This is a genomic window from Klebsiella sp. Lac1, from assembly GCF_009825425.1.
GTDB lineage: Bacteria > Pseudomonadota > Gammaproteobacteria > Enterobacterales > Enterobacteriaceae > Klebsiella > Klebsiella electrica.
In genome coordinates, this window is sequence record NZ_VJZJ01000002.1 from 55,570 (window position 1) to 77,955 (window position 22,386).

Genomic DNA, 22,386 nt, shown 5'->3' on the forward strand with positions numbered 1-22,386 from the left:
CAGAAACGGTGGCCTGCCCCCCGGCTCGCGCTGCGCTTAGCCGGGCTACCGCTGTGCTTCACCGGGCGACGGTCCATCGTCGTCTGCGGACGGGTAGCCCGGACAGGTGCGCAGTACCGCCTCCGGGAAAAGTGTGGTCGGGGTTCAGAAACGGTGGCCTGCCCCCCGGCTCGCGCTACGCTTAGCCGGGCTACCGCTACGCTTCACCGAGCTACCGCTGTGCTTCAACGGGCTTTTAGCCAGGTGATAGCGTCGCAGGCGATCCTACCACCGGTTGCCCACAGGCTCGCTGATATGGCTCACGATGTGGCAAGGCCGCGGGCGACACCGGGCCTCTTAGCCGCGGTGACGAGTAAGAAGAGGGGAACGGTTAAGGGGAGGCAAGAGTATGCAACCGGAGTCACAAATTGCAGGAAGTGCGCCCTCCCTGGCGCCCAGACTTACCCTGCTCGCGCAAATGCCGCCGCCTCGTTGACCAGATCGGCATCCGGACGTACGCCGGTATAAAGTACGAATTGTTCCACCGCCTGTAGCGCAATCACCTCCGCGCCGCTGATAATTTGCTTATCCAGCGCCTGCGCCAGACGAATCAGCGGGGTTTCCGGCGGCAGGGCCACCACGTCAAACACCACCTGAGCCTGCTCAACCATCGGCTGACTGAACGCCAGGGTATCGCTTTGCGTACCGCTGGCCATGCCGAGCGGCGTGACGTTAACCAGAATATCGGCCTGGATTCCTTCAGGGTGCGGCTGCCACTGAAAACCGTACTGTTTCGCCAGCGCCAGGCCGCTATCACGATTGCGGGCGGCGATCACCACCTCGCGAAAGCCAGCGTCGCGAAAGGCGGCGATAACCGCTTTACCCATGCCGCCGCTGCCCTGAATCATCACGCTGGCATGAGTATCCAGCAGGCGGCGGTCTATCAGGCTCTTCACCGCAATATAGTCAGTATTGAGCCCGGTCAGCCTGCCGTGGTCGTTAACGATGGTATTGACCGAATCAATCACCCTGGCTGAAGGATCGATGGCGTCAAGGAAAGGCATACAGCTCTCTTTAAACGGCATCGAGACTGCGCAACCGCGAATGCCCAGCGCCCGTACCCCTCCTACCGCCGCGGCGATATCCTGCGTGGTAAAGGCTTTATAGATAAAATTTAGCCCCAGCTTCTCATACAGATAGTTGTGAAAACGGGTGCCGAAGTTGCCTGGGCGACCGGCCAGCGACATGCAGAGCTGTGTTTCGCGATTAATCATGAGTTATGTCCTGTGCGTGGGTCAGCAGATACTGTTCCGCTTCAGCGGACCAGATCCCATGATGACGGGCCATAATTGCCGCCAGCTCAGGGTCGGCAATGGCGCCAAGAGGGGTCAAGGGCAGCGATTTTTCGGTATACACCAGCTTTTTACCGCCGCCGACGGCCGGCAAATCGAGGGTGGTTTCGCCCGCCGCATTCAGCCCGAGAATATGAGTCACCACTTTCGCCGCCTGGACTTTTTTCTCCTGCATCAGCGCGACGGCGGCCCGCATATCGTCAGTATTACCGCCGGAAGTCCCGACGTAATGTGTAAAGGCATAATGCACATCGTAAAAGTTTATCGGCGCGCTGAACTGCTTATCCTGCGGACCGGCAAAGAAGTTCAGACAGCCGTCCGCGGCCAGCAGCGAAGACGCCATGGTAATCAGCTGCTCATTCGGCACGAAGACAAAAATATCATCAAAGCCGTGACCGCCGGTCAGCGCCATCAGCGTTTCGCGTCCGGCATCGTGGCCGTCGAGGTAATGGATCAGCGTTTGCGGCTCTGACGGATAGTGCTGGCGGGCATAGCTCAGCTTCGGCTTATTGGTGTCGGTCACGACCAGCAGAGAAGGGTTCACCGGCCCATGCAGCGCATAGTCGATAGCCAGCAGCCCCATCGGCCCGGTACCGCCGAGGATCAGCGTGCGGCCCTGAGGCCGGATGCCCATCACATGGTTATAGCTCCCTTCCTGCAGATGATAGTTGGCGTTGAATGCGCCAATCACGCAGGAGAGCGGTTCGACCAGCGAGCCTTCAAACCAGCTATCGCCCTCCCAGGTGAGCAGACAATCTTGCGTCATGACCTCATCCGGGATCACCACGTGAGTCGCTTCGCCACCGATCCACGGGAAGGAGTAGCCGGGGCAATCGGGGCGATCCGGCAGCTGCAGGTTGGCCTGAATCACGTAGCGCTGACCGGCCTGGAATTTATGCTGCCACTTTTTGCCGACCGCGAGGATTTCGCCGCAGAATTCATGGCCGATGATGATCGGGTTCACCGCCACGTCGTCCGGCACTTTTTTATGGTTTTCCCCCTGGTTGGCCTCTTTCCAGGAGGAGAGGCACAGGCTGTCGGTGACCACGCGGGCGAGGATCTCGTCATCCTGCATTTCCGGCAGTGCGAAGGTTTCCAGACGCAGGTCGCGTTTACCGTAAAGGCGTAGGGCCGTTGTTTTCATGTTTACCACCTCATCCCCTTTGACTGCGGGGTTAGCTTATTGAAGTGACCCCGGCGCGGCCGGGGCCGAATAATCAGGACAAGAAGCCCAGCGCGTTACCGATAATCCCCAGCCCGAACAGGGCAAAGATCAGCCATACCGGGTTAACTTTTTTATTGAGCAGGCGCACCATCAGCAGCGTCAGGCCCAGCGCCAGCAGGCCGGGACAAAGCTGGTCAAGGATGTTTTGTACGGTCATGGTGACGGTGGCACCATCGGCGCCCGGCGTTTGCGACACCACCAACGGCACGTGGATGGTGGTCCATTTGGTGACCAGCACGCCCATCACGAACAGCCCCAAAATGGAGGCCCCTTCGGTCAGTTTTTGCAGCAGGTTGCCGCCCATATCGCTGACGATATTGACCCCCTTACGGAAGCCGAGCTGCAGGCCGTACCATTTCATTGCCAGACGTACTGCATTGAAAATAAAGAAAAAGAGAAGTGGCCCAAGAACGTTCCCCGACAGCGCCAGCGACGCGCCGAGCGCCGCGGTAATCGGGCGTAAGGTGCCCCAGACCAGCGGATCGCCGACCCCGGCCAGCGGCCCCATCAGGCCAACTTTGATGCCGTTGATCGCCCCATCGTCGATGGCCGCGCCGTTGGCGCGTGCTTCTTCCATCGCCGCGGTGACGCCCAGCACCGGGCCGCAGACGGCGGGAGTGGTGTTGAAGAACACCAGATGGCGTTTTAGCGCCGCCACCTGATCCTCTTTTAGCGGATAGAGACGCTTGATCGCCGGGATCATGTCGTAGCAAAAGCCGAGACCATGAATACGTTCGAAGTTGAAGGAGGCCTGCTGCAGGTTGGAGCGCAGAAAGATGTTAACCAGGTCGCCTTGGGTGAGTTTTTTCGGTTCCATAACGGGCTCCATCAGTCGTCAAGTTGGTCAAGGGCGGTGGAGGAGGCGGTCGCCTGCCGGGGCTCGGCCTTGCGCCATTGCGGGTTCAGCTGGATATAAATCAGCGCGATAATGACCCCCACGCCGCCGAAGGCCAGCAGGCTGAAATCGAGATAGCCTCCCGCCAGAAAACCGAGGAAAAAGAACGGCATCAGGTATTTGACGCCCATCATGCGCAGCACCATGGCGTAGCCCACCACCACAATAAAACCGCCGGCGATTTGCAGGCCGCGGGTGACAAATTCCGGAATGGCGCTCAGCATGCTGCTGACCATGTCGGCGCTGACAAACAGCGAGACCACCAGAGCCGGAATCGCGACGCGGAGCGCCTGTACGCCCAGCGCCGAGATATGCAGCATGTCGATAGTGCGAAAACGCGCCTCTTCTGCCGCCTTGTCCGCTGCGTGTTGAAACACCACCGTGATGGTGCGGGCGAAAACGGTGAGTACCTGGCCTGCCGCGGCCACCGGTAGCGCGATGGCGATCCCGGTGGCGATGCTTTGATGGCCGACGATAACCAGAATCGCGGAGATGATGCTGGCCAGCGCCGAATCCGGCGATTGCGCGGCGCCGACGTTCATCCAGCCGAGCGCGATCAGCTCCAGCGTGCCGCCGAGCATAATCCCGGTTTTTAAATCACCGAGAATTAAGCCGATGACCGTGCAGGCAATTAACGGGCGGTGCGTCTGAAATTCATCCAGCACGCTGCCCATCCCGGCAATACAGGAAAAAAGAAATATGGCGATTATTTGTAGGGTACTGATTTCCATAATATGTCACCTTGAGGGTATGCAAATCCCTGCCTGTTACGGCATTAACACGGTCTTACTCTGACGGTCATGGCATGGGTTTTATATTTTTAAACTTGTCACCAGGTATTGTGCTAAGTCTATCTCCAGGGTGTACCACTCAGAATAACGATGTGCAAAATACAGGCGCTGTTTTATTCTGTAAAAGAGTGCTGGTTTATTTTGTCGAGAATATTGATGGATGGATCTGACGCCACCACGCGTAAATCCAGGTTAACGCCCAGTTTATCCAGTTCACGAAACGCATGAATATCTTCATCGTCTAAAGATACCGCCTTGGTTAATTGTTTTTTACCCGGTCGCCAGGCCATGCCACCAATATTTAAAGTGGCAATATTGACCCCTTGCCTGACCATCGTTAAAACATCCTGGGGATTGGTAAATAAATAAAACACGGTCTCGTTCTGGTATTGCGGATTGTGATAAACGGCGACCGCTTTTTCGAGGTTAACAACATTGACCTTCATGCCCGGAGGCGCGGCCTGGCGGAGTAAAGTCCGCCGCACCTCGTCGTTATAAGCGTCATCGTTGCAGATAATAATGCGCTGAGCGTTGGCGACTTTTGACCATACGGTTGTCACCTGGCCATGGATCAGGCGGTCATCAATACGGGCAAGCGTAATATTCATCAAAAATCCTCCTCAATGGTTTCCGGCTGTCGCCAGACCACGCAGCACTGGCTGGCGATGGTCATCAGATGGGCGCACAGGGCGTCTGCGGTCAGGGTTTGCTGGTTATCCACCAGTTCCAGCGCCAGCGGTAAAGAGAGGCCGCTGATGACCCGCAGTCGCGGGTTTTTCATCGCCAGCCCGGCAGCGGCATTCCACGGGCTGCCGCACTGTAAATCGACGGCGATCAGCCACTCGCTATCATTGTGAGTGCTTACTAACTCATTCAGTCTGGTGGCGATGTCGCTGGCGTTTTCGCCGGGCATAAACGCCACCGCGCTGGCCGTGACGTCGCCATAGACCATCCGCACCGAATCCAGCATGGCGCAGGCCAATTGACCGTGGGCGCAGAAAATCACATTCACCATATCGACTCCTTATCCGCGGGTTTTACCGCCGGCGATGTTAGTGGTTACTCCGGTTATGTAGCTTGCCCGCTCTGACAGCAGATAGCAGACATAGTCGGCCACTTCGCTCAGACGACCGGAGCGACCAATCGGAATCGCATTTTTGCTATAGCCCGCGCGCAGTTGCTCGACGGTGATGTTGCGCGTCCAGGCCAGTGCTTCTTCGTATTCTGGCGTGCGCAACCCGGTTTTTTCGAGGATGCCTGGCGCTACGCCCACGACGCGGATACCGTGTTTCCCCAGCTCTTTGGACCATGAACGCGTGAAGCTATTCAGCGCGGCCTTGGTTGCGGCATAGCAACTCTGACCTTCAGAGCCTTCCAGTCCGCTTTCCGACGAGACGTTAACAATGACCCCTGCGCGCTGTTTCACCATCTGCCGGGCCACCGCCTGCGACATCAAAAAGACCCCTTTTTGGTTGATGTTCACCATCTTTTCAAAAGCGGCTTCATTGAGTTCGTAGCGTCCTGCCGGGGCTTTCTCATCGACGAGGAGACGCGGGAAATTCACTCCGGCATTATTTACCAGACCATCGATACGACCGTATTGTTGAATAATTTGCTCGACAGTGTGATTCACCTCGCTGGCGCTGGAAATATCCGTTGGCCAGAATCTGTAATGGTCAGTCTGGTGATGCTTATCGCCGCCGTGAATATCGGTCATGTGGACATTGGCGCCGAGACTTAATAATTCATCAACAATGGCCAGGCCAATTCCCGAAGCGCCGCCGGTAACAATAATGATTTTATCTTGCAGATTTAGCCATGTTTGCATAATCGTCATCTCATTTTCAGGTAAAGGGATCCCACGCAGAGCAAACTGCGTCAAAGGGGGAACGTCTTTTATTTCAGTAACAGCTCTGCGGTTTCTCGATTTGTCACCAGGCAGTTAATATAACCGCCGCGCAATGCGCCGATAATACCGCTATATTTTTCTTCACCGATGGCGATACCTACGGAATAACGCACCTGTTTTAATCGGGCAATATCGATGGAGAGTGTCTTTTCATTCATATTGGTTTCAACGGCGATACCGTTGATATCATAAAAGCGTGAACAAATATCGCCGGCGACGTGCCGCGCGTTGAGATCATCGCTCTCTTCGCTACCATAAAACGCATGCCAGTTGGCGCCATCGCGAATCGCCGGGGAACCGATGCCCACCAGCGCCACATCGAGATTCTCCCAGTAGGATGAAATCGTTTTAAAATGCCGGGACTGCATAATACCGTTGCGAATCAAGGTGTTTTCCAGCAGCGCCGGGAAGTCAGCAAGATGCGATTCGGCTTTCAGCCGCGCAGCGGCGCCGTAGGTCAGCGTGTTCACATGATACCGGCTCTCCAGCTTGCCCGAGGGGCCGCCGATAATCGGTACGCAAATCACCTGCCGCGACTGGCTGGCCTGCGGGAGCGTTTCGACCAGCGCACGGACCGCCCGTCCCCAGGAAAAGCCGATAATATCGCCAGGCTCAAGCAGGCGGTCGATCAACTGAGCGCCATGCTGTCCGATAGTGCTCAACTGCTCCTCTTCCTGCGATGATTCGCAGGAAGCCACCACCGCCTCTTTGAGACCGAATTTTTCTTTCAGCTGCTGTTCCAGCCACAGATTTTCGTTGTAGTCGTAGTTGATGGCGATGGTGACGATACCCTGCTCGCGACCGCGTTTCAGCAGGCGGCTGATGGTGGTGCGGTAAATACCCAGCTCGCGGGCAATCTGCGCCTGGGTCATGTCCTGCTCATAGTAGAGCTGGGCAACTTTGACTATTAAGCGGATATCATCGCTATTTTCGATCGCCATCGTGGAACTCCTGCACATTTGTGCAAACGACATTCTTGCTCACTTGATCTGATATAACCCCAACCATCGCCGGCGACAAAGCAATTTTCCGCTATTTCATCACTATAAGGTGGCGGTTTGTTTTGCACATTTGATTGCTGACCTGCCTGGAGATGGCACGTTTGTGCAGGTTGAGCTAATGGTTTGATTCTGCTTATTTTCGCCGGACAGAATTGCACGGGACAGGGGGGGAACACTTTTGTGGAGAAAGGTGTGACGGATCACATTTAGCGGCTAACCGGAGCAACGCGATTATTTTTGATTGTCCGCGGCCTGAGGTATATTTCGCTTTTACAGGAGAATTTATGCTGCCAGACTCATCAACCCGACTCAATAAATACATCAGTGAAAGCGGAATTTGCTCGCGTCGCGAAGCCGATCGCTACATTGAACAAGGCAATGTTTTTATCAATGGCAAGCGCGCGGCCATTGGCGATCAGGTCAATCCTGGCGATGTCGTGAAGGTCAACGGTCAATTGATCGAACCGCGCGAGGCCGAAGATCTGGTGTTCATCGCCTTGAATAAACCGGTCGGTATTGTCAGCACAACGGAAGACAGCGAGCGCGATAACATTGTGGATTTCGTTAACCACAGCAAGCGCGTCTTCCCGATTGGTCGACTGGACAAAGACTCTCAGGGGCTGATCTTTCTGACCAACCACGGCGATCTGGTGAATAAGATCCTGCGTGCCGGCAACGATCACGAAAAAGAGTATCTGGTGACGGTGGACAAGCCGGTGACCGACGAGTTTATCCGCGGCATGGGAGCCGGGGTACCGATTCTCGGTACGGTAACGAAGAAGTGCAAAGTCAGGAAGGAAGCGCCGTTGGTGTTCCGCATTACCCTGATTCAGGGCCTGAACCGGCAGATTCGCCGGATGTGCGAGCACTTTGGCTATGAAGTCACGAAGCTTGAACGGACGCGCATCATGAACGTCGGGCTGTCGGGATTGCCGCTCGGTGAGTGGCGCGACCTGACGGATGATGAGCTGGTGGCGCTGTTTAAGCTGATTGAGAATTCGTCCTCTGAGGCTAAACCGAAGGCGAAAGCCAAACCGAAAACCGCCGGGATCAAACGTCCGGTGGTGAAGGTTGAAAAGAGCAATGAGAAAAACGAGAAAGGACGCCCGGCGTCTAACGGAAAACGTTTTACTCAGCCGGGGCGGAAAAAGAAAGGGCGTTAACGCCTGCCGCGCGTTGGCGTGCTCGCTGACCACGAAAATGAGGCTTCGCTATCGGGTTTGTAGGCCTGCTTTTTCTTTAGCTGGCGGGCCTTTTTCGCGTCGGCTTCACGCAGCGCCATCAGCTTGTCGATGTACTCTTTCTTGACGGCGTTGGTCTCGGCGTTGGTCAGCGCTCGACCGTGCGCAATCCGGGTCCGGTCAAGCAGCGTTTTGAGTTCGCGTTGCTCGCGCTCTGTCATCTCTTTTTGCGTAATGCGGGGAAGTGCCATAGTGGTGCCCTCAGTCTGCCGGATAACCCAGTGTACGGTAATCGCGGGCTGACGGACAGCGCGTTAGCCTCGTAGAAGAGGGCGCAGACGGGGAAAATACCCGGGCCGTTGGCCCGGGCGACGGAATATCAGCGTGTGTTCTCGTTTTTGGCGGTAGGTTTTCCCGACCAGTAGCCCGCCAGCAGCGAACCGGACAGGTTGTGCCAGACTGAAAACAGCGCGCCGGGCAGCGCAGCGAGCGGGCCGAAGTAGATTTTCCCCAGCGCAGCGGCAAGACCGGAGTTTTGCATCCCCACTTCAATCGCCAGCGTCCGACAGGTTGACTCGTCAAAGCCAAACAGCCGCCCGCCCCAGTAGCCGCCGAGCAGACCGATGGCGTTATGCAGGATCACCGCGACAATGACCACCAGGCCCACCGAGGCGATATGCGAGGCGGAACCGGCGACGACGGCGCTGATGATCGCCAGGATGCAGATCATCGAGAAGGCAGGCAGAAAAGGCTCAACCGCTTTCACCACTTTGGGCAGCGTATGGTGAATCACCAGCCCCAGCGCAATCGGGATCACCACGATCTGCAGGATGCTGAGCAGCATCCCCATGACATCGACCTGAATGTGCGCATCCACATACAGTCGCGTCAGCAGCGGCGTCGCCACCACACCGACCAGCGTAGAAACCGATGAGATGGTGACAGACAGCGCCACATCGCCTTTTGCGAGATAGATCATCACGTTCGATGCGGTCCCGCTGGCGACGCTCCCGACCAGCACCATACCGGCGGAAAGCTCGGGCGGCATATGGAACAGCAGCGCCAGCGCCCAGGCGGCGAGGGGCATCACCAGATAGTGAAGAAAAATACCTGCGGCCACCGGCGCCGGGCGCGACAGCACGCGCTTAAAGTCGTCCAGTTTCAGATGCACCCCCATTCCGAACATGATGAGCATCAGCAGCGTGGTCACCCATGGCCCGACGGGGGTAAAGGTCGACGGGGTGTAATAAGCCAGAACAGAGAGCAGCAGCGCCCATAACGGGAACAGCCTCGTCAGAATAGCGAGCATGTTGTTTTCCTTGCGATTAACGCCTCATCTTTCGGACTATGCCAGCGCAGGCGGTGCCTGTTTTCCCGGACACGTTGTCTGCCGTGCATCAAGGAGCGTTCACCGGCCAGCCGTCCGAACGATGGAGGGGGGTTGTGTTGATATAGTTATAAAAAAGCCGGGTTCGAGCCCGGCTATAGGTAATATTTATCGCGTGAAGAAATATTATTCAAACAAATTATGATGCAATTTCTGCACGACTTTCTCGGCATCCGCGCCGGGTACCAGGAAGCAGAGGTTGTGGCTGGAGGCGCCGTAGCAAATCATACGAATATTGAACGGCTCCAGGACGCCGAAAACTTCTTTGCCCACGCCACAGGCGCGCGACAATTCGTTACCGATTAACGCCACCAGCGCCAGATCCTGCTCCACTTCTACGCGGCACAGGGAAGAGAGCTCGGTCAACAGCGCCTGGGTCAGCAGTGTATCGGTGGCGGAGGTCGAACCGGTGGTATCCATGGTCAACGCAACGCTGACTTCGGATGTGGTTATCAGATCCACGGAGATATTGTGCCGCGCGAGGATGCCGAACACTTCCGCCAGGAAGCCGCGCGAGTGCAGCATATTCAGGCTATGCAGCGTCAGCAGCGTCTGGCGACGGCGCAGGGCCAGCGCGCGGAACAGCGGCGGATTTTCGGTTTTATTGCACACCAGCGTTCCGCCGGCGGTGGGTTCTTTGCTGGAGCCGACGAAGACCGGGATATCGCTACGTACGGCGGGCAGCAGGGTGGCCGGATGAAGCACTTTGGCGCCAAAGGTGGCCATTTCGGCCGCCTCGGCAAAGGCGATGACATCGATACGTTTTGCCGCCGGCGCGACGCGCGGGTCGGTGGTGTAGATCCCCGGGACATCGGTCCAGATGTCGACACGGCTGGCGTTCAAGGCTTCGCCCAGCAGAGCGGCGGTATAGTCGCTGCCGCCGCGGCCCAGCGTAGTGGTACGACCTTTGGCTTCGCTGCCGATAAAGCCCTGAGTGACCACCAGACCTTCAGCCAGGCGCGGAGTCAGCTGCAGCTGCGTCAGCTCGGCGAGTGCGGCAATGTCCGGCTCGGCGCGGCCGAAGCGATCGCTGGTGCGCATAATTTTACGCACATCGAACCACTGTGACGCGATACCGCGCTCGCGGAGAATTTCGACAAACAGCAGGGTGGACATCAGTTCGCCATGGCTGACCAGTTCGTCGGTCAGCGCCGCGGAACTTGCCAGCGCAGCGGCTTCCGCCAGGGTGGTGATATTTTCCAGCAGGCGCTCGATCTCTTCGCGAATCACGTTGGGATAGCGCAGGCGCTCCAGGATATTGAATTGAATCTGGCGCAGGGATTCGAGCTTTTCAAAACGCTCAGCGGGTTCCAGCCCTTCAGCCAAAGCAACCAGAAGATTGGTCACACCCGCAGAGGCCGATAACACCACGACGCGCGTGTTCTCATCAAGTCGCGCAACATCAACGCTGCGATTCATGGCATCGAAATCGGCAACGCTGGTGCCGCCGAATTTGGCTACAACTAAATCTGTCATAACAACCTCGTGTCAGGGGGGCCTGACTTATTAAAACGATTCCTGAGTGGGGCTGGACACCAGCTTACAGTAATAAAATGTCTTAATAAGCCAGGCCAAATTATTCAGCCATGGCACAAGGGAAGAGCGAAAAACAGGGTGGGCGCAGAGCAATAAACAGCTACGATGTCACCCAGAAGTGCTCCACCTTGTAGACCCGCTCCCCGACGCCTTGCGTCAGTTCCTGGGTATGAAACGCCCGACTGCGAACGTTTCTGGTGACAACCCAGGGGATTCAGCCCCTGTGGCCGGTGATGTGCGTACCAGACGCTTTATCACCTCGGCGTTGCTCCCCCTCACGTATTTTCGCCGGACTGGTTCCTCCAATACGGTTACCTGGGCAACGCACCTCTTCTGGCAATTACCGACGTCTTTCACTTTGCCTGAGGCGCTGGTGATTATCCCAGCAATACCCTTTCGCTGTAGCGTGAAATGCGCGAGCAATACAAGTGCAGTTATATAAAGGCTTCGGAGCGGGTATGTCAACGCTGCGGTTATGCGGATTTTTCATGCTCGGGGGATTAACAGAAAAAAGCCTTATGATGACTATACTCGTAGAGGCTTTTTGCTCCGATCTGACCCTGTTCCTGACGCGTGTCATAGGCATGACATAAAAATCATCACAATTTTTTGCCGCCGGCGCTACAATCGACCGCAGTCACAATTCTCAAATCAGAAGAGTATTGCTAATGAAAAACATCAACCCAACGCAGACCTCTGCCTGGCAGGCATTACAGAAACACTTTGATGAAATGAAAGATGTCACTATCAGCGAGCTTTTTGCGCAAGACAGCGACCGTTTTTCTAAGTTTTCCGCAACGTTCGACGATCTGATGCTGGTGGATTTTTCAAAAAACCGCATTACCGAAGAGACGCTGGCTAAACTGCAGGCTCTGGCGAAAGAGACCGATCTGGCAGCGGCTATCAAGTCCATGTTCTCCGGTGAGAAGATCAACCGCACTGAAGATCGCGCGGTTCTGCATGTTGCTCTGCGCAACCGTAGCAATACCCCGATTATTGTTGATGGCAAAGATGTGATGCCGGAAGTGAATGCTGTTCTCGAAAAGATGAAGCATTTCTCTGAAGCGATCATCTCAGGCAGCTGGAAAGGCTATACCGGTAAAGCGATTACCGACGTCGTGAATATCGGTATCGGCGGCTCTGACCTCGGCCCGTTCATGGTGACCGAAGCGCTGCGTCCGTATAAAAACCACCTTAATATGCACTTTGTCTCTAACGTCGACGGCACCCACATCGCCGAAGTGCTGAAGGGCGTAAACCCGGAAACCACGCTGTTCCTGGTCGCCTCTAAAACCTTTACCACCCAGGAAACCATGACCAACGCCCACAGCGCGCGCGACTGGTTCCTGAGCACCGCCGGTGACGAAAAACACGTGGCGAAGCACTTCGCGGCGCTCTCCACCAACGGCAAAGCGGTGGGTGAGTTCGGCATCGATACCGCTAACATGTTCGAGTTCTGGGACTGGGTGGGCGGTCGCTACTCGTTGTGGTCAGCGATTGGTCTGTCGATCATCCTGTCCGTGGGCTTCGACAACTTTGTTGAATTGCTCTCCGGCGCGCATGCGATGGACAAACACTTCTCCACCACCGCGGCAGAGAAAAACCTGCCGGTGCTGCTGGCGCTGATCGGTATCTGGTACAACAACTTCTTCGGCGCGGAAACCGAAGCCATTCTGCCGTATGACCAGTACATGCACCGCTTTGCGGCCTATTTCCAGCAGGGCAACATGGAATCTAACGGCAAATATGTTGACCGTAACGGCAACGCCGTGGATTACCAGACCGGTCCGATCATCTGGGGTGAACCGGGTACCAACGGTCAGCACGCGTTCTACCAGCTGATCCACCAGGGCACTAAGATGGTACCGTGCGATTTTATCGCCCCGGCTATTACTCATAACCCGCTCTCCGATCACCATCCGAAGCTGCTGTCTAACTTCTTTGCACAGACCGAGGCGCTGGCGTTCGGTAAATCCCGCGAAGTGGTTGAGCAGGAATATCGTGACCAGGGTAAAGATCCGGCAACCCTGGATCACGTGGTGCCGTTCAAAGTGTTCGAGGGCAACCGCCCAACCAACTCCATCCTGCTGCGCGAAATCACCCCGTTCAGCCTGGGCGCGCTGATTGCTCTGTATGAGCATAAGATCTTCACTCAGGGCGCGATCCTCAACATCTTCACCTTCGACCAGTGGGGCGTTGAGTTAGGCAAGCAGCTGGCAAACCGCATTCTGCCAGAGCTGAAAGATGGTGCAGAAATCAGCAGCCACGACAGCTCGACCAACGGCCTGATCAACCGTTACAAAGCCTGGCGCGCATAAGTCGCGGGTGCCTGAATACCGGTCAGGGCGATCGGTATTCAGGCTATGTGCTTTTGTGCACTCGCCCGGCGGCGCGTTGCTTGCGCGGGCCTACGGAGTGTGTGTTGCTGGCCGGGTAAGGCGCTATCGGGCTATGTGCTTTTGTGCCTTCGCCCGGCGGCGCGTCGCTTGCGCGGGCCTACGGAGTGTGTGTTGCTGGCCATGCAAGGCGTCATCATCCCGGCGCGTTTCGTGCGCGGGCCTACGGACTGTGTTTTGTAGGCCGTGCAAGGCGTCAGCCGCCGCCCGGCAGATATCCGGGCATAACCGCGAACCGATCTCAATGCCGACCTTCCGGGTCGGCATTTTTGCTTATAGCCGCCGCAGCAGTTTCGCCGGGTTTCCTGCCCACACGCCTTTTTCTGTTATCGATTTCGTGACCACGCTCCCTGCGCCAATCACCGCGCCATCGCAGATGCTGACCGCCAGAATGGCCGCGCCGCTGCCGATAGAGACATCGTTCCCGATGGTAATTCGCCCCCAGTTTTCCCGGTTGGCATCGGGACGCCCCTCGCGAAACATATCGTTGGCAAACATCACGCCGTGGCCGATAAAGCAACGCTCGCCGATCGTGACATACTCGCAGATAAAGGTATGGGACTGGATTTTACTGTCGGCGCCGATGCGCGTATTACCCTGAATTTCGACGAATGGCCCGACGAAAACGTTGTCGCCAAGCGTGCAGTCATAGAGATTGGCAGGCTGATAAATCACCACGTTCTCGCCGCTGGCGACGTTACGGATGCCGGTTTCACGAAGAGTGTGCATAGCGTCCCTCAGATAGGTTTGGCCAGAATATGTAGTGTGCTCATCTGGGTCGCGGAGCGGAACAGGCTGTCTTTCACATATTGCATACCTGAGCGCTCATAAAAACGCCTGGCGCCAGGATTGCTGGCGAGGACTTCTAGCCACAGCCAGTCGTCGCCCGCCGCCTTTGCCCGCGCCGCAACGGCGCTAAAAATCTGCTCACCGTAGCCATGCCCTGTTTCAGCAGGCAGTAAATAGAGCTTATGCAGCAACGTGCCGTGCGGGCCATCGGCCGCCATCGGCTGGTGGCAGCTGTATTTCGCGAAGCCGACAGGATGCTGGTCTTCGGCAATCAGCCAGCAGCTGCGCTCATCGGCGAGACTGCGTTGAAGCGAGGGCAGGGAGTACTCCTGCTGGAGAAAGAGCGCCAGCTCACTGGCGCTATGCCAGAGATGGGTAAAGTGGTGACGATAGCTGGCGTTCCCCATTTCACTTAGCAGGGGAGCGTCTTCCCGGTGCGCCGTACGTATTGTCAGCATTGCTGTTTCCTTTTTAACCCGCCAGTCTGGCAAGTGATTGTTACATTTGACGCAACAGACGCAAAAAGTTAACGAAAAATATCGATCTGGATCACATTTTTGCGTTATACAGATCGGCAGGAATAATGAAGATAAGAGGTGTACCTATGCCGCCGGTCTATCGTCCGTTGGTCAATTTTGTGGCGACCGCCATGCAGGCGGTTTTGAATCTGGCGCTGTTGTGCCTCGGGATAATCCTGGTGGTTTTCCTGGGGAAAGAGACATTCCATCTGGCGCATGTCCTGTTTACTCCGGAACCGGTCAGTAAGTACAAGCTGGTCGAAGGGCTGGTGGTCTATTTTCTCTATTTCGAATTTATCGCGCTGATTGTGAAGTACTTTGAGTCGGGCTTTCACTTCCCGCTGCGCTATTTCGTCTATATCGGCATTACGGCGATTGTGCGCCTGATTATTGTCGATCACGAATCGCCCATGGCGGTACTTATCTATTCGGCAGCAATCCTGATTCTGGTGATTACGCTGTGGCTGTGTAACTCCAACCGGCTGAAACGCGAATAAAAAAAGCGGCCTCAAGAGGCCGCTGACCAACAGTCACAAAACTTAATTTATGTAGGGTCCAGTTGAGGATAGCAGTGGCATTTGCCTTACTTTTTCAACTGAGGGCGGTAGTTGCCGTACCCGGTTGGGGTTCGTGTACAGCACCTAAAGCACCGTCCCTGCGCTGAAATTTGGGGCGGGTATAACGATGAAACTTAACCTTTCACCCCGCCTGCCGTCAGGCCGTTAACCAGCCAGCGCTGGGCCAGCAGGAAGACAACCGTAATCGGAATGGCGGAGAGCACCGCCGCAGCGGCAAAGTCGCCCCACAGGTAGTTCTGCGGGTTGAGATACTGTTGCATACCGACGGCCAGGGTATAGCTGTTCACATCGCGCAGCAGTAGCGAGGCCACCGGCACTTCGGTAATCGCGGCAATGAACGACAGAATAAACACCACCGCCAGAATCGGTACCGACAGCGGCAGCAGGACCAGACGGAAGGCCTGCCACGGCGTCGCGCCATCCAGTGCCGCCGCTTCTTCCAGCGAGCCGTCGATGGTTTCGAAGTAGCCCTTAATCGTCCAGACGTGCAGCGCAATCCCGCCCATATAGGCGAAGATGACGCCGCCGTGAGTATTCAGGCCGACAAACGGCAAATACTGGCCGAGGCGGTCAAACAAGGCGTATAACGCCACCAGCGACAGCACCGCCGGGAACATCTGGAAAATCAGCATCCCTTTCAGCAGGGTCGCTTTGCCCGGGAAGCGCATACGGGCGAAGGCGTAGGCGCAGGTCGTGGAGAGCGCCACGATACCGATGGCGGTGATCCCGGCCACTTTCACCGAGTTCCACAGCCACAGCAGCACCGGGAAAGGTGGCGGGGTGACGCGGCCATCCGCATGCTCGACGCTGAAGCCCAGCGCCAGCCGCCAGTGCTCCCAGGAGATCTGGTCCGGGATCAGGCTACCGGTGGCGAAGTTACCCTCGCGCAGCGAGATAGCAATCACCATCAGCAGCGGGAACATGATCGCCGCGATGAAAACCAGCAGCAGGAGGTGCGTGGTGAATAAACGCAGCTTCTGAGATTTGGGTTGTACCATAGCCATGTTCAGAGCCCTCCTTAATCGAATTTCATTCGTGTGGCTTTCAGGTTAACAATCGCCAGTACGCCTACCAGCAGGAAGATCAGGGTGGCTATCGCCGCTGCCAGACCAAAGTCCTGACCGCCGCCGCCTTCGAAGGCGATACGGTAGGTGTAGCTGACCAGCAGGTCGGTATAGCCGGCCGGCGTGGTCGTGCCGAGACGGTCCGGGCCACCGTTGGTCAACAGCTGAATCAGCACGAAGTTGTTAAAGTTAAAGGCGAAGCTGGCGATCATCAGCGGCGTCAGCGGCTTAATCAGCAGCGGCAGCGTAATCTTAAAGAAGTTCTGGAATGGACCGGCGCCGTCCATTGCCGAGGCTTCGTACAGATCGTCAGGGATCGCTTTCAGCAGGCCCATGCACAGAATCATCATGTACGGGTAGCCCAGCCAGGTGTTGACGATAACGATCATCGAACGCGCGGTGGTCGGATCGCTGAACCAGGCTGGCTTGATGCCGAACAGCGCGCTGAGCATCATGTTGATTTCACCAAAGCTCTGGTTGAACAGCCCTTTGAAAATCAGAATCGAGATAAACGACGGCACGGCGTAAGGCAGAATCAGCAGAACGCGGTAAATCGCTTTACCTTTCAAGGATTCCCACTGCACGAGGCAGGCGAGGACCATGCCCACGGCCACGGTCAGAATCACGGTCAGGACTGAGAAGACCACCGTCCAGACGAAGATAGCGAAGAACGGTTTCTGAATCCCTTCATCGGTAAAGACGCGGGTGAAATTATCCCAGCCGATCCCGACGGTGTAGCCCGGACTCAGCTTCTCAGCGCCCCAGCTACCGTCGGCATTGATGGACTGGTAGAAACCGACGTCATTGTTCGGCCGATATTTTACGCCGCTCTGGTTGTTGGCCAGCGTGCCATCGTTTGCCAGCGTATACAGCGGTTGGGTGCCGGAGAACTGGCGCAGTGAACTCATGACAACTTTGCTGTCGTCAGGCAGGATGGCGGTCAGCTGGTTCAGCGCGGTGCGGTTTTGGGTGATGATACGCAGGTTCGCGCGTTCGCCTTCCGGCAGCGCTTCACCTTCTTTTAAAGCCAGTTTCTGCTCGCCGCCCAGCCTGAAGGCGTCGGAGACATAATTTTTGCCGCTGTCGCCATCGGTCAGCGCCAGTTTCCACTCATCTCCCGCCGGAAACAGCGAGAAGTTGTAGGATTTACCGGCCTGGAATGAGCGGTCCATCAGCACTGCCTGAGCGCGCTCAAAGGTCAGCTGGTTGGTGCTGCTGTAGTTGGTGAAGGCGATGGCGATGGTGCAGACCAGCGGGAACAGGACGAACAGCCCCATCCCGGCGAGACCCGGGTAGACATAGCGCCAGGCATAGGCCTTGCGGTTGGTGAAGATATACAGACCCGCTGAGCTTAAAATCAGCGTCAGGATGGCAAACAGGTACTCCCCCTGGGCGTACATCAAAACGACAAGGTAACCCACCAGCAGGCACAGCAAGCCAATCACAGACCATGTCAGCTGCGGGCTTTGCCACCAGTGTTTCTTTTTAACGACATCCATGGGGTTCTTCCTCTACAACGATGGAGACTTATCGTCAGGTGGCGCTGCGCTGACCTGACCTACGGATCGTGCCGTAGTCGTAGGGCGGGTAAACGCATGCGCTACCCGCCGTTTTTCTGCTTACTTAGTGATACGAGACTGGGCGTCTTTCAGCGCGGCATCGACGGTCTGACGACCGCTAGCTGCGTTGATAACCGCGGTGCGTACGGCATACCAGAAGGCGGACATCTGTGGGATGTTCGGCATGATTTCGCCTTTCTGGGCGTTCGCCATGGTGGCGGCGATACGCGGGTCTTTCTCCAGTTTTTCCTGGAAGGATTTCAGCGCAACGGCGCCCAGCGGTTTGTCCTTGTTCACTTCGTCCAGGCCCTGGTCGGTCAGCAGGTAGTTTTCGAGGAACTCTTTCGCCAGCTCTTTGTTCGGGCTGGCGGCGTTGATACCGGCGCTCAGTACGCCAACGAACGGTTTAGACGGTTTGCCTTTGAACGTGGGCAGCAGGGTGACGCCGTAGTTGATCTTGCTCTTATCGATGTTCGACCACGCCCACGGACCGTTGATGGTCATCGCGGTTTCGCCTTTGTTGAAGGCTGCTTCAGCGATGGAGTAATCGGTATCGGCGTTCATGTGTTTATTCTTGATGAGGTCAACCAGGAAGGTCAGACCGGCTTTTGCGCCAGCGTTGTCGACGCCCACGTTTTTGACGTCATACTTGCCGTTTTCAAATTTGAACGCATACCCGCCGTCAGCGGCGATCAGCGGCCAGGTGAAGTACGGTTCCTGCAGGTTGAACATCAGCGCGCTCTTACCTTTCGCTTTCAGTTCTTTATCCAGCGCCGGGATCTCTTCCCAGGTTTTCGGCGGATTCGGGACCAGGTCTTTGTTATAAATCAGCGACAGCGCTTCAACCGCGATAGGGTAGGCGATCAGTTTGCCGTTATAGCGTACGGCATCCCAGGTAAACGGATAGAGTTTGTCCTGGAACGCTTTGTCCGGGGAGATTTCAGCCAGCAGGCCAGATTGTGCATAGCCACCGAAACGGTCATGAGCCCAGAAGATGATGTCCGGGCCGTCGCCAGTCGCCGCGACCTGCGGGAATTTCTCTTCCAGCTTATCCGGATGTTCGATGGAAACTTTAATGCCGGTGTCTTTTTCAAACTTCTTACCCACTTCGGCGAGACCGTTATAGCCTTTGTCGCCGTTAATCCAGATAACCAGCTTACCTTCTTCAATTTTGGCGAGGGCAGAGGCGGAAAACATCATCGTCGTCAACGCAGACAACGCGAGGATGCGAGCGCCGGTTTTGATTTTCATATACCAGTCCTTTTTGGTGATGTGCTCGTGGATACACTTAGGTGGCTTAACGGTGATGAGTTTCCTTTTTTAACAACCCCTTTCCATCCTCCCCGTGTCTACGCCCCACCCGCGGTTTGTGTGATCTGCATTGCAGAAATGCGCGTATTGGGGTCTGGAGCACATAAAAGCGAGGCCATTTTTGCTACCTGCATCACGAAAATGGCTTGGCCTCGCCATCCCCCGCTACGAGGGGCAATCTCTCATCCTCCCGTCTCCTCCCCCATAAAAAAGGCGGGGGTGGAGGATTCAACAGGTAAATGAATGCCGCATAGTCAGCCCATCTTGAATGTGTCTGTTAGTGACAGGTTGTAACGAAGGGAGATGGGGATGGCGAGCGTACAGCTGCGAAATATAACGAAAGCCTGGGGTGACGTGGTGGTATCGAAAGATATCAATCTCGACATTCAGGAAGGGGAGTTCGTGGTGTTTGTCGGGCCATCGGGCTGCGGCAAATCGACCCTGCTGCGTATGATCGCCGGGCTGGAAACCATAACCAGCGGTGATTTATTTATTGGCGATGCGCGAATGAACGACATCCCCCCGGCCGAACGCGGCATCGGGATGGTGTTCCAGTCTTATGCGCTTTACCCTCATCTTTCCGTTGCGGAAAACATGTCTTTCGGCCTCAAGCTGGCCGGCGCTAAAAAAGATTTAATTAACCAGCGCGTCACTCAGGTGGCGGAAGTCCTGCAGCTGGCGCATCTGCTGGAGCGTAAACCGAAGGCATTATCCGGTGGACAGCGTCAGCGTGTGGCGATTGGCCGTACCCTGGTGGCCGAACCCCGCGTGTTCCTGCTCGATGAACCGCTGTCTAACCTCGACGCCGCGCTGCGTGTGCAGATGCGTATCGAAATCTCCCGCCTGCATAAGCGCCTTGGGCGCACGATGATCTACGTGACCCACGATCAGGTCGAAGCGATGACGCTGGCCGACAAAATTGTGGTGCTGGACGCTGGCCGCGTGGCGCAGGTCGGGAAACCGCTGGAACTGTATCACTACCCGGCCGATCGCTTTGTCGCCGGCTTTATTGGCTCGCCAAAGATGAACTTCCTGCCGGTAAAAGTGACCGCAACCGCCATTGAGCAGGTTCAGGTTGAGCTGCCGAACCATCAGCATGTCTGGCTGCCGGTAGACAGCGCCCGCGTTCAGGTTGGCGCCAATATGTCCTTAGGTATCCGCCCGGAACATCTGCTGCCCAGCGATATCGCCGACGTCACCCTCGAAGGGGTCGTTCAGGTGGTTGAGCAGCTTGGTCACGAAACACAAATTCATATCCAGATCCCCGCCATCCGTCAAAACCTGGTTTACCGCCAGAACGACGTGGTGTTGGTAGAAGAGGGAGCCACATTCGCTATCGGTTTGCCGCCAGAGCGCTGCCATTTATTCCGTGAGGATGGTACGGCGTGTCGTCGGTTGCATAAAGAGCCGGGCGTATAAGGCTTCCCATTAAAAAAAACACGAACCCCTTAGCGCGCTGCAGGCAGGCATAACGACGGGCGAAGTGTTCAAAGAAAAGCAATGATCTCAGGAGATAGAATGATGATTACTCTGCGCAAACTTCCACTGGCGGTAGCCGTCGCGGCAGGCGTTATGTCTGCTCAGGCGCTGGCCGTCGATTTCCACGGTTATGCCCGTTCCGGTATCGGCTGGACCGGCAGCGGCGGTGAACAACAGTGCTTCCAGGCAACCGGTGCTCAAAGTAAATACCGTCTTGGTAACGAATGTGAAACCTATGCGGAATTAAAACTGGGTCAGGAAGTCTGGAAAGAAGGTGATAAGAGCTTCTACTTCGATACTAACGTTGCCTACTCCGTATCGCAGCGAAATGACTGGGAATCCACCAGCCCGGCATTCCGTGAAGCCAACGTGCAGGGTAAAAACCTGATCGACTGGCTGCCAGGCTCCACCATCTGGGCCGGTAAGCGTTTCTACCAGCGTCATGACGTGCACATGATCGACTTCTACTACTGGGATATCTCCGGTCCTGGTGCGGGTCTTGAAAACGTCGATCTGGGCTTCGGTAAACTCTCTCTGGCGGCGACCCGTTCTTCTGAATCCGGCGGTTCGGCAACTTTCGCCGATCGTGATGCGCTGGGTAACCGCGTCTATGACAACATCGTGCCGAACGACGTCTTCGACGTGCGTTTAGCGCAGATGGAAATCAACCCGGGCGGCACGCTGGAACTGGGTGTTGACTACGGTCATACCAACGTTCCGGATAAATACTACCTGCAGCCAGATGCGTCTAAAGATGGCTGGATGTTCACCGCTGAACACACCCAGAGCATCCTGAAAGGTTACAACAAGTTTGTGCTGCAGTACGCCACCGACGCGATGACCTCTAACGGTAAAGGCGTTCCGCAGGGCGGCAGCATCAACAACGACGGTTCCATGTGGCGCGTGCTTGACCACGGCGCAGTCTCTCTGGCTGACGATTGGGACATGATGTACGTGGCGATGTACCAGGATATCAACCTGGACAACAACAACGGCACCAAATGGTGGACCGTCGGCGTGCGTCCTATGTACAAATGGACGCCAATCATGAGCACCCTGCTGGAAGTGGGCTACGACAACGTGAAGTCGCAGAAAACCGGCGACAGCAACAACCAGTACAAAATTACCCTGGCGCAACAGTGGCAGGCGGGCGACAGCATCTGGTCCCGTCCGGCGATTCGTCTGTTCGCCACCTACGCCAAGTGGGATGAAAAATGGGGCTACGCGAACGGTGATTCCGGCGCGGGCTACACCTCCGGCGTGGCGTACAACGACACTTCTGCGAAGACCTTCAGCCGTGGCGACAGCGACGAGTGGACCTTCGGTGCCCAGATGGAAATCTGGTGGTAATCCAACCTGACGTGTGATGACCAAAAGAGGGGCGCAAGCCCCTCTGTCTTCGGCTCAGCGGGCTATTGCCTGGCTACCGCTTGGCC

21 protein-coding genes and 1 riboswitch are annotated in these 22,386 nt (G+C 56.3%); of the genes, 5 read left to right on the top strand and 16 right to left on the bottom strand.

The window, feature by feature from the left end; translation table 11 throughout:
• Positions 1 to 440: 440 nt before the first annotated feature.
• The 8 genes from FNY10_RS15670 to FNY10_RS15705 all read right to left on the bottom strand — a co-directional run bounded on the left by FNY10_RS15670 (position 441) and on the right by FNY10_RS15705 (position 7,092).
• Entirely contained in the window at positions 441 to 1,253 is an 813-nt protein-coding gene (locus FNY10_RS15670) for a shikimate 5-dehydrogenase (RefSeq protein WP_160702549.1), read from the bottom strand.
• Entirely contained in the window at positions 1,246 to 2,475 is a 1,230-nt protein-coding gene (gene sorE, locus FNY10_RS15675; RefSeq protein ID WP_131050775.1) for an L-sorbose 1-phosphate reductase, read from the bottom strand. The genes FNY10_RS15670 and sorE overlap by 8 nt, the downstream gene beginning before the upstream one ends.
• A 73-nt stretch (positions 2,476 to 2,548) precedes the next feature.
• Complete coding sequence (locus FNY10_RS15680; protein WP_131050776.1) at positions 2,549 to 3,373, bottom strand: PTS system mannose/fructose/sorbose family transporter subunit IID; 825 nt, start codon at positions 3,371 to 3,373, stop codon at positions 2,549 to 2,551.
• An 11-nt stretch (positions 3,374 to 3,384) separates the two neighbouring features.
• Positions 3,385 to 4,182, bottom strand: coding sequence for a PTS mannose/fructose/sorbose transporter subunit IIC (locus FNY10_RS15685; RefSeq protein WP_100685282.1), 798 nt, complete (start codon positions 4,180 to 4,182; stop codon positions 3,385 to 3,387).
• Between the two features lie 173 nt (positions 4,183 to 4,355).
• Positions 4,356 to 4,850 (bottom strand): mannose/fructose/sorbose PTS transporter subunit IIB, encoded by a 495-nt coding sequence (locus FNY10_RS15690; RefSeq protein WP_131049843.1) that lies wholly within the window; start codon positions 4,848 to 4,850, stop codon positions 4,356 to 4,358.
• Positions 4,850 to 5,257, bottom strand: coding sequence for a mannose/fructose/sorbose PTS transporter subunit IIA (locus FNY10_RS15695; protein WP_141965631.1), 408 nt, complete (start codon positions 5,255 to 5,257; stop codon positions 4,850 to 4,852). Before FNY10_RS15695 ends, FNY10_RS15690 begins: the two co-directional genes overlap by 1 nt.
• Positions 5,258 to 5,266: 9 nt before the next feature.
• Positions 5,267 to 6,070: an SDR family oxidoreductase gene (locus tag FNY10_RS15700; protein WP_160702547.1), complete on the bottom strand. Its 804-nt coding sequence runs from the start codon at positions 6,068 to 6,070 to the stop codon at positions 5,267 to 5,269.
• A gap of 68 nt (positions 6,071 to 6,138) precedes the next feature.
• Positions 6,139 to 7,092, bottom strand: coding sequence for a sugar-binding transcriptional regulator (locus FNY10_RS15705; protein WP_131049846.1), 954 nt, complete (start codon positions 7,090 to 7,092; stop codon positions 6,139 to 6,141).
• Between the two features lie 344 nt (positions 7,093 to 7,436).
• On the opposite strand from FNY10_RS15705, the gene rluF reads away from it, so the two are divergent.
• The gene (gene rluF / locus FNY10_RS15710; protein ID WP_131049847.1) at positions 7,437 to 8,315 is read left to right on the top strand and encodes a 23S rRNA pseudouridine(2604) synthase RluF; all 879 of its coding nucleotides are present in this window, start codon (positions 7,437 to 7,439) and stop codon (positions 8,313 to 8,315) included.
• On the opposite strand, the gene FNY10_RS15715 is transcribed toward rluF, so the two are convergent.
• The 3 genes from FNY10_RS15715 to lysC all read right to left on the bottom strand — a co-directional run bounded on the left by FNY10_RS15715 (position 8,312) and on the right by lysC (position 11,196).
• A complete protein-coding gene (locus tag FNY10_RS15715; RefSeq protein WP_141965627.1) occupies positions 8,312 to 8,584 on the bottom strand; it encodes a DUF3811 domain-containing protein in 273 nt (90 codons plus the stop codon). The two genes, rluF and FNY10_RS15715, sit on opposite strands and share 4 nt — an antisense overlap.
• 128 nt (positions 8,585 to 8,712) lie before the next feature.
• Complete coding sequence (gene panS, locus FNY10_RS15720) at positions 8,713 to 9,642, bottom strand: ketopantoate/pantoate/pantothenate transporter PanS (protein WP_100685286.1); 930 nt, start codon at positions 9,640 to 9,642, stop codon at positions 8,713 to 8,715.
• A 204-nt stretch (positions 9,643 to 9,846) separates the two neighbouring features.
• Positions 9,847 to 11,196 (bottom strand): lysine-sensitive aspartokinase 3, encoded by a 1,350-nt coding sequence (lysC, locus tag FNY10_RS15725; protein ID WP_100685287.1) that lies wholly within the window; start codon positions 11,194 to 11,196, stop codon positions 9,847 to 9,849.
• Positions 11,197 to 11,364: 168 nt separating this feature from the next.
• A riboswitch (Lysine riboswitch) is annotated at positions 11,365 to 11,597 on the bottom strand.
• A 327-nt stretch (positions 11,598 to 11,924) separates the two neighbouring features.
• Here lysC and pgi point away from each other — a divergent pair.
• On the top strand, positions 11,925 to 13,574 hold the full coding sequence (pgi, locus tag FNY10_RS15730) for a glucose-6-phosphate isomerase (protein WP_100685288.1): 1,650 nt from the start codon (positions 11,925 to 11,927) through the stop codon (positions 13,572 to 13,574).
• Between the two features lie 351 nt (positions 13,575 to 13,925).
• Here pgi and FNY10_RS15735 read toward each other — a convergent pair whose 3' ends face one another.
• Both FNY10_RS15735 and FNY10_RS15740 read right to left on the bottom strand, forming a co-directional pair.
• A complete protein-coding gene (locus FNY10_RS15735) occupies positions 13,926 to 14,381 on the bottom strand; it encodes an acyltransferase (RefSeq protein WP_131049848.1) in 456 nt (151 codons plus the stop codon).
• Positions 14,382 to 14,389: 8 nt separating this feature from the next.
• Entirely contained in the window at positions 14,390 to 14,899 is a 510-nt protein-coding gene (locus FNY10_RS15740) for a GNAT family N-acetyltransferase (protein WP_131049849.1), read from the bottom strand.
• Positions 14,900 to 15,045: 146 nt separating this feature from the next.
• Between FNY10_RS15740 and psiE the strand changes: the two genes are divergently transcribed.
• Entirely contained in the window at positions 15,046 to 15,456 is a 411-nt protein-coding gene (gene psiE, locus FNY10_RS15745) for a phosphate-starvation-inducible protein PsiE (protein WP_100685291.1), read from the top strand.
• A gap of 194 nt (positions 15,457 to 15,650) precedes the next feature.
• On the opposite strand, the gene malG is transcribed toward psiE, so the two are convergent.
• From malG to malE, 3 genes are all read right to left on the bottom strand, one after another.
• A complete protein-coding gene (gene malG, locus FNY10_RS15750; RefSeq protein ID WP_131049850.1) occupies positions 15,651 to 16,541 on the bottom strand; it encodes a maltose ABC transporter permease MalG in 891 nt (296 codons plus the stop codon).
• 14 nt (positions 16,542 to 16,555) lie between these two features.
• Complete coding sequence (gene malF, locus FNY10_RS15755; protein WP_100685293.1) at positions 16,556 to 18,100, bottom strand: maltose ABC transporter permease MalF; 1,545 nt, start codon at positions 18,098 to 18,100, stop codon at positions 16,556 to 16,558.
• A gap of 120 nt (positions 18,101 to 18,220) precedes the next feature.
• Positions 18,221 to 19,411, bottom strand: a complete 1,191-nt coding sequence (gene malE, locus FNY10_RS15760; protein WP_100685294.1) for a maltose/maltodextrin ABC transporter substrate-binding protein MalE — start codon at positions 19,409 to 19,411, stop codon at positions 18,221 to 18,223.
• Positions 19,412 to 19,780: 369 nt separating this feature from the next.
• Here malE and malK point away from each other — a divergent pair, with 369 nt between their 5' ends.
• Together malK and FNY10_RS15770 are read left to right on the top strand one after the other, a co-directional pair.
• Positions 19,781 to 20,890, top strand: coding sequence for a maltose/maltodextrin ABC transporter ATP-binding protein MalK (malK, locus tag FNY10_RS15765; RefSeq protein ID WP_131049851.1), 1,110 nt, complete (start codon positions 19,781 to 19,783; stop codon positions 20,888 to 20,890).
• A gap of 99 nt (positions 20,891 to 20,989) precedes the next feature.
• Positions 20,990 to 22,300, top strand: coding sequence for a maltoporin (locus tag FNY10_RS15770; RefSeq protein ID WP_160702545.1), 1,311 nt, complete (start codon positions 20,990 to 20,992; stop codon positions 22,298 to 22,300).
• Positions 22,301 to 22,386: the final 86 nt, after the last annotated feature.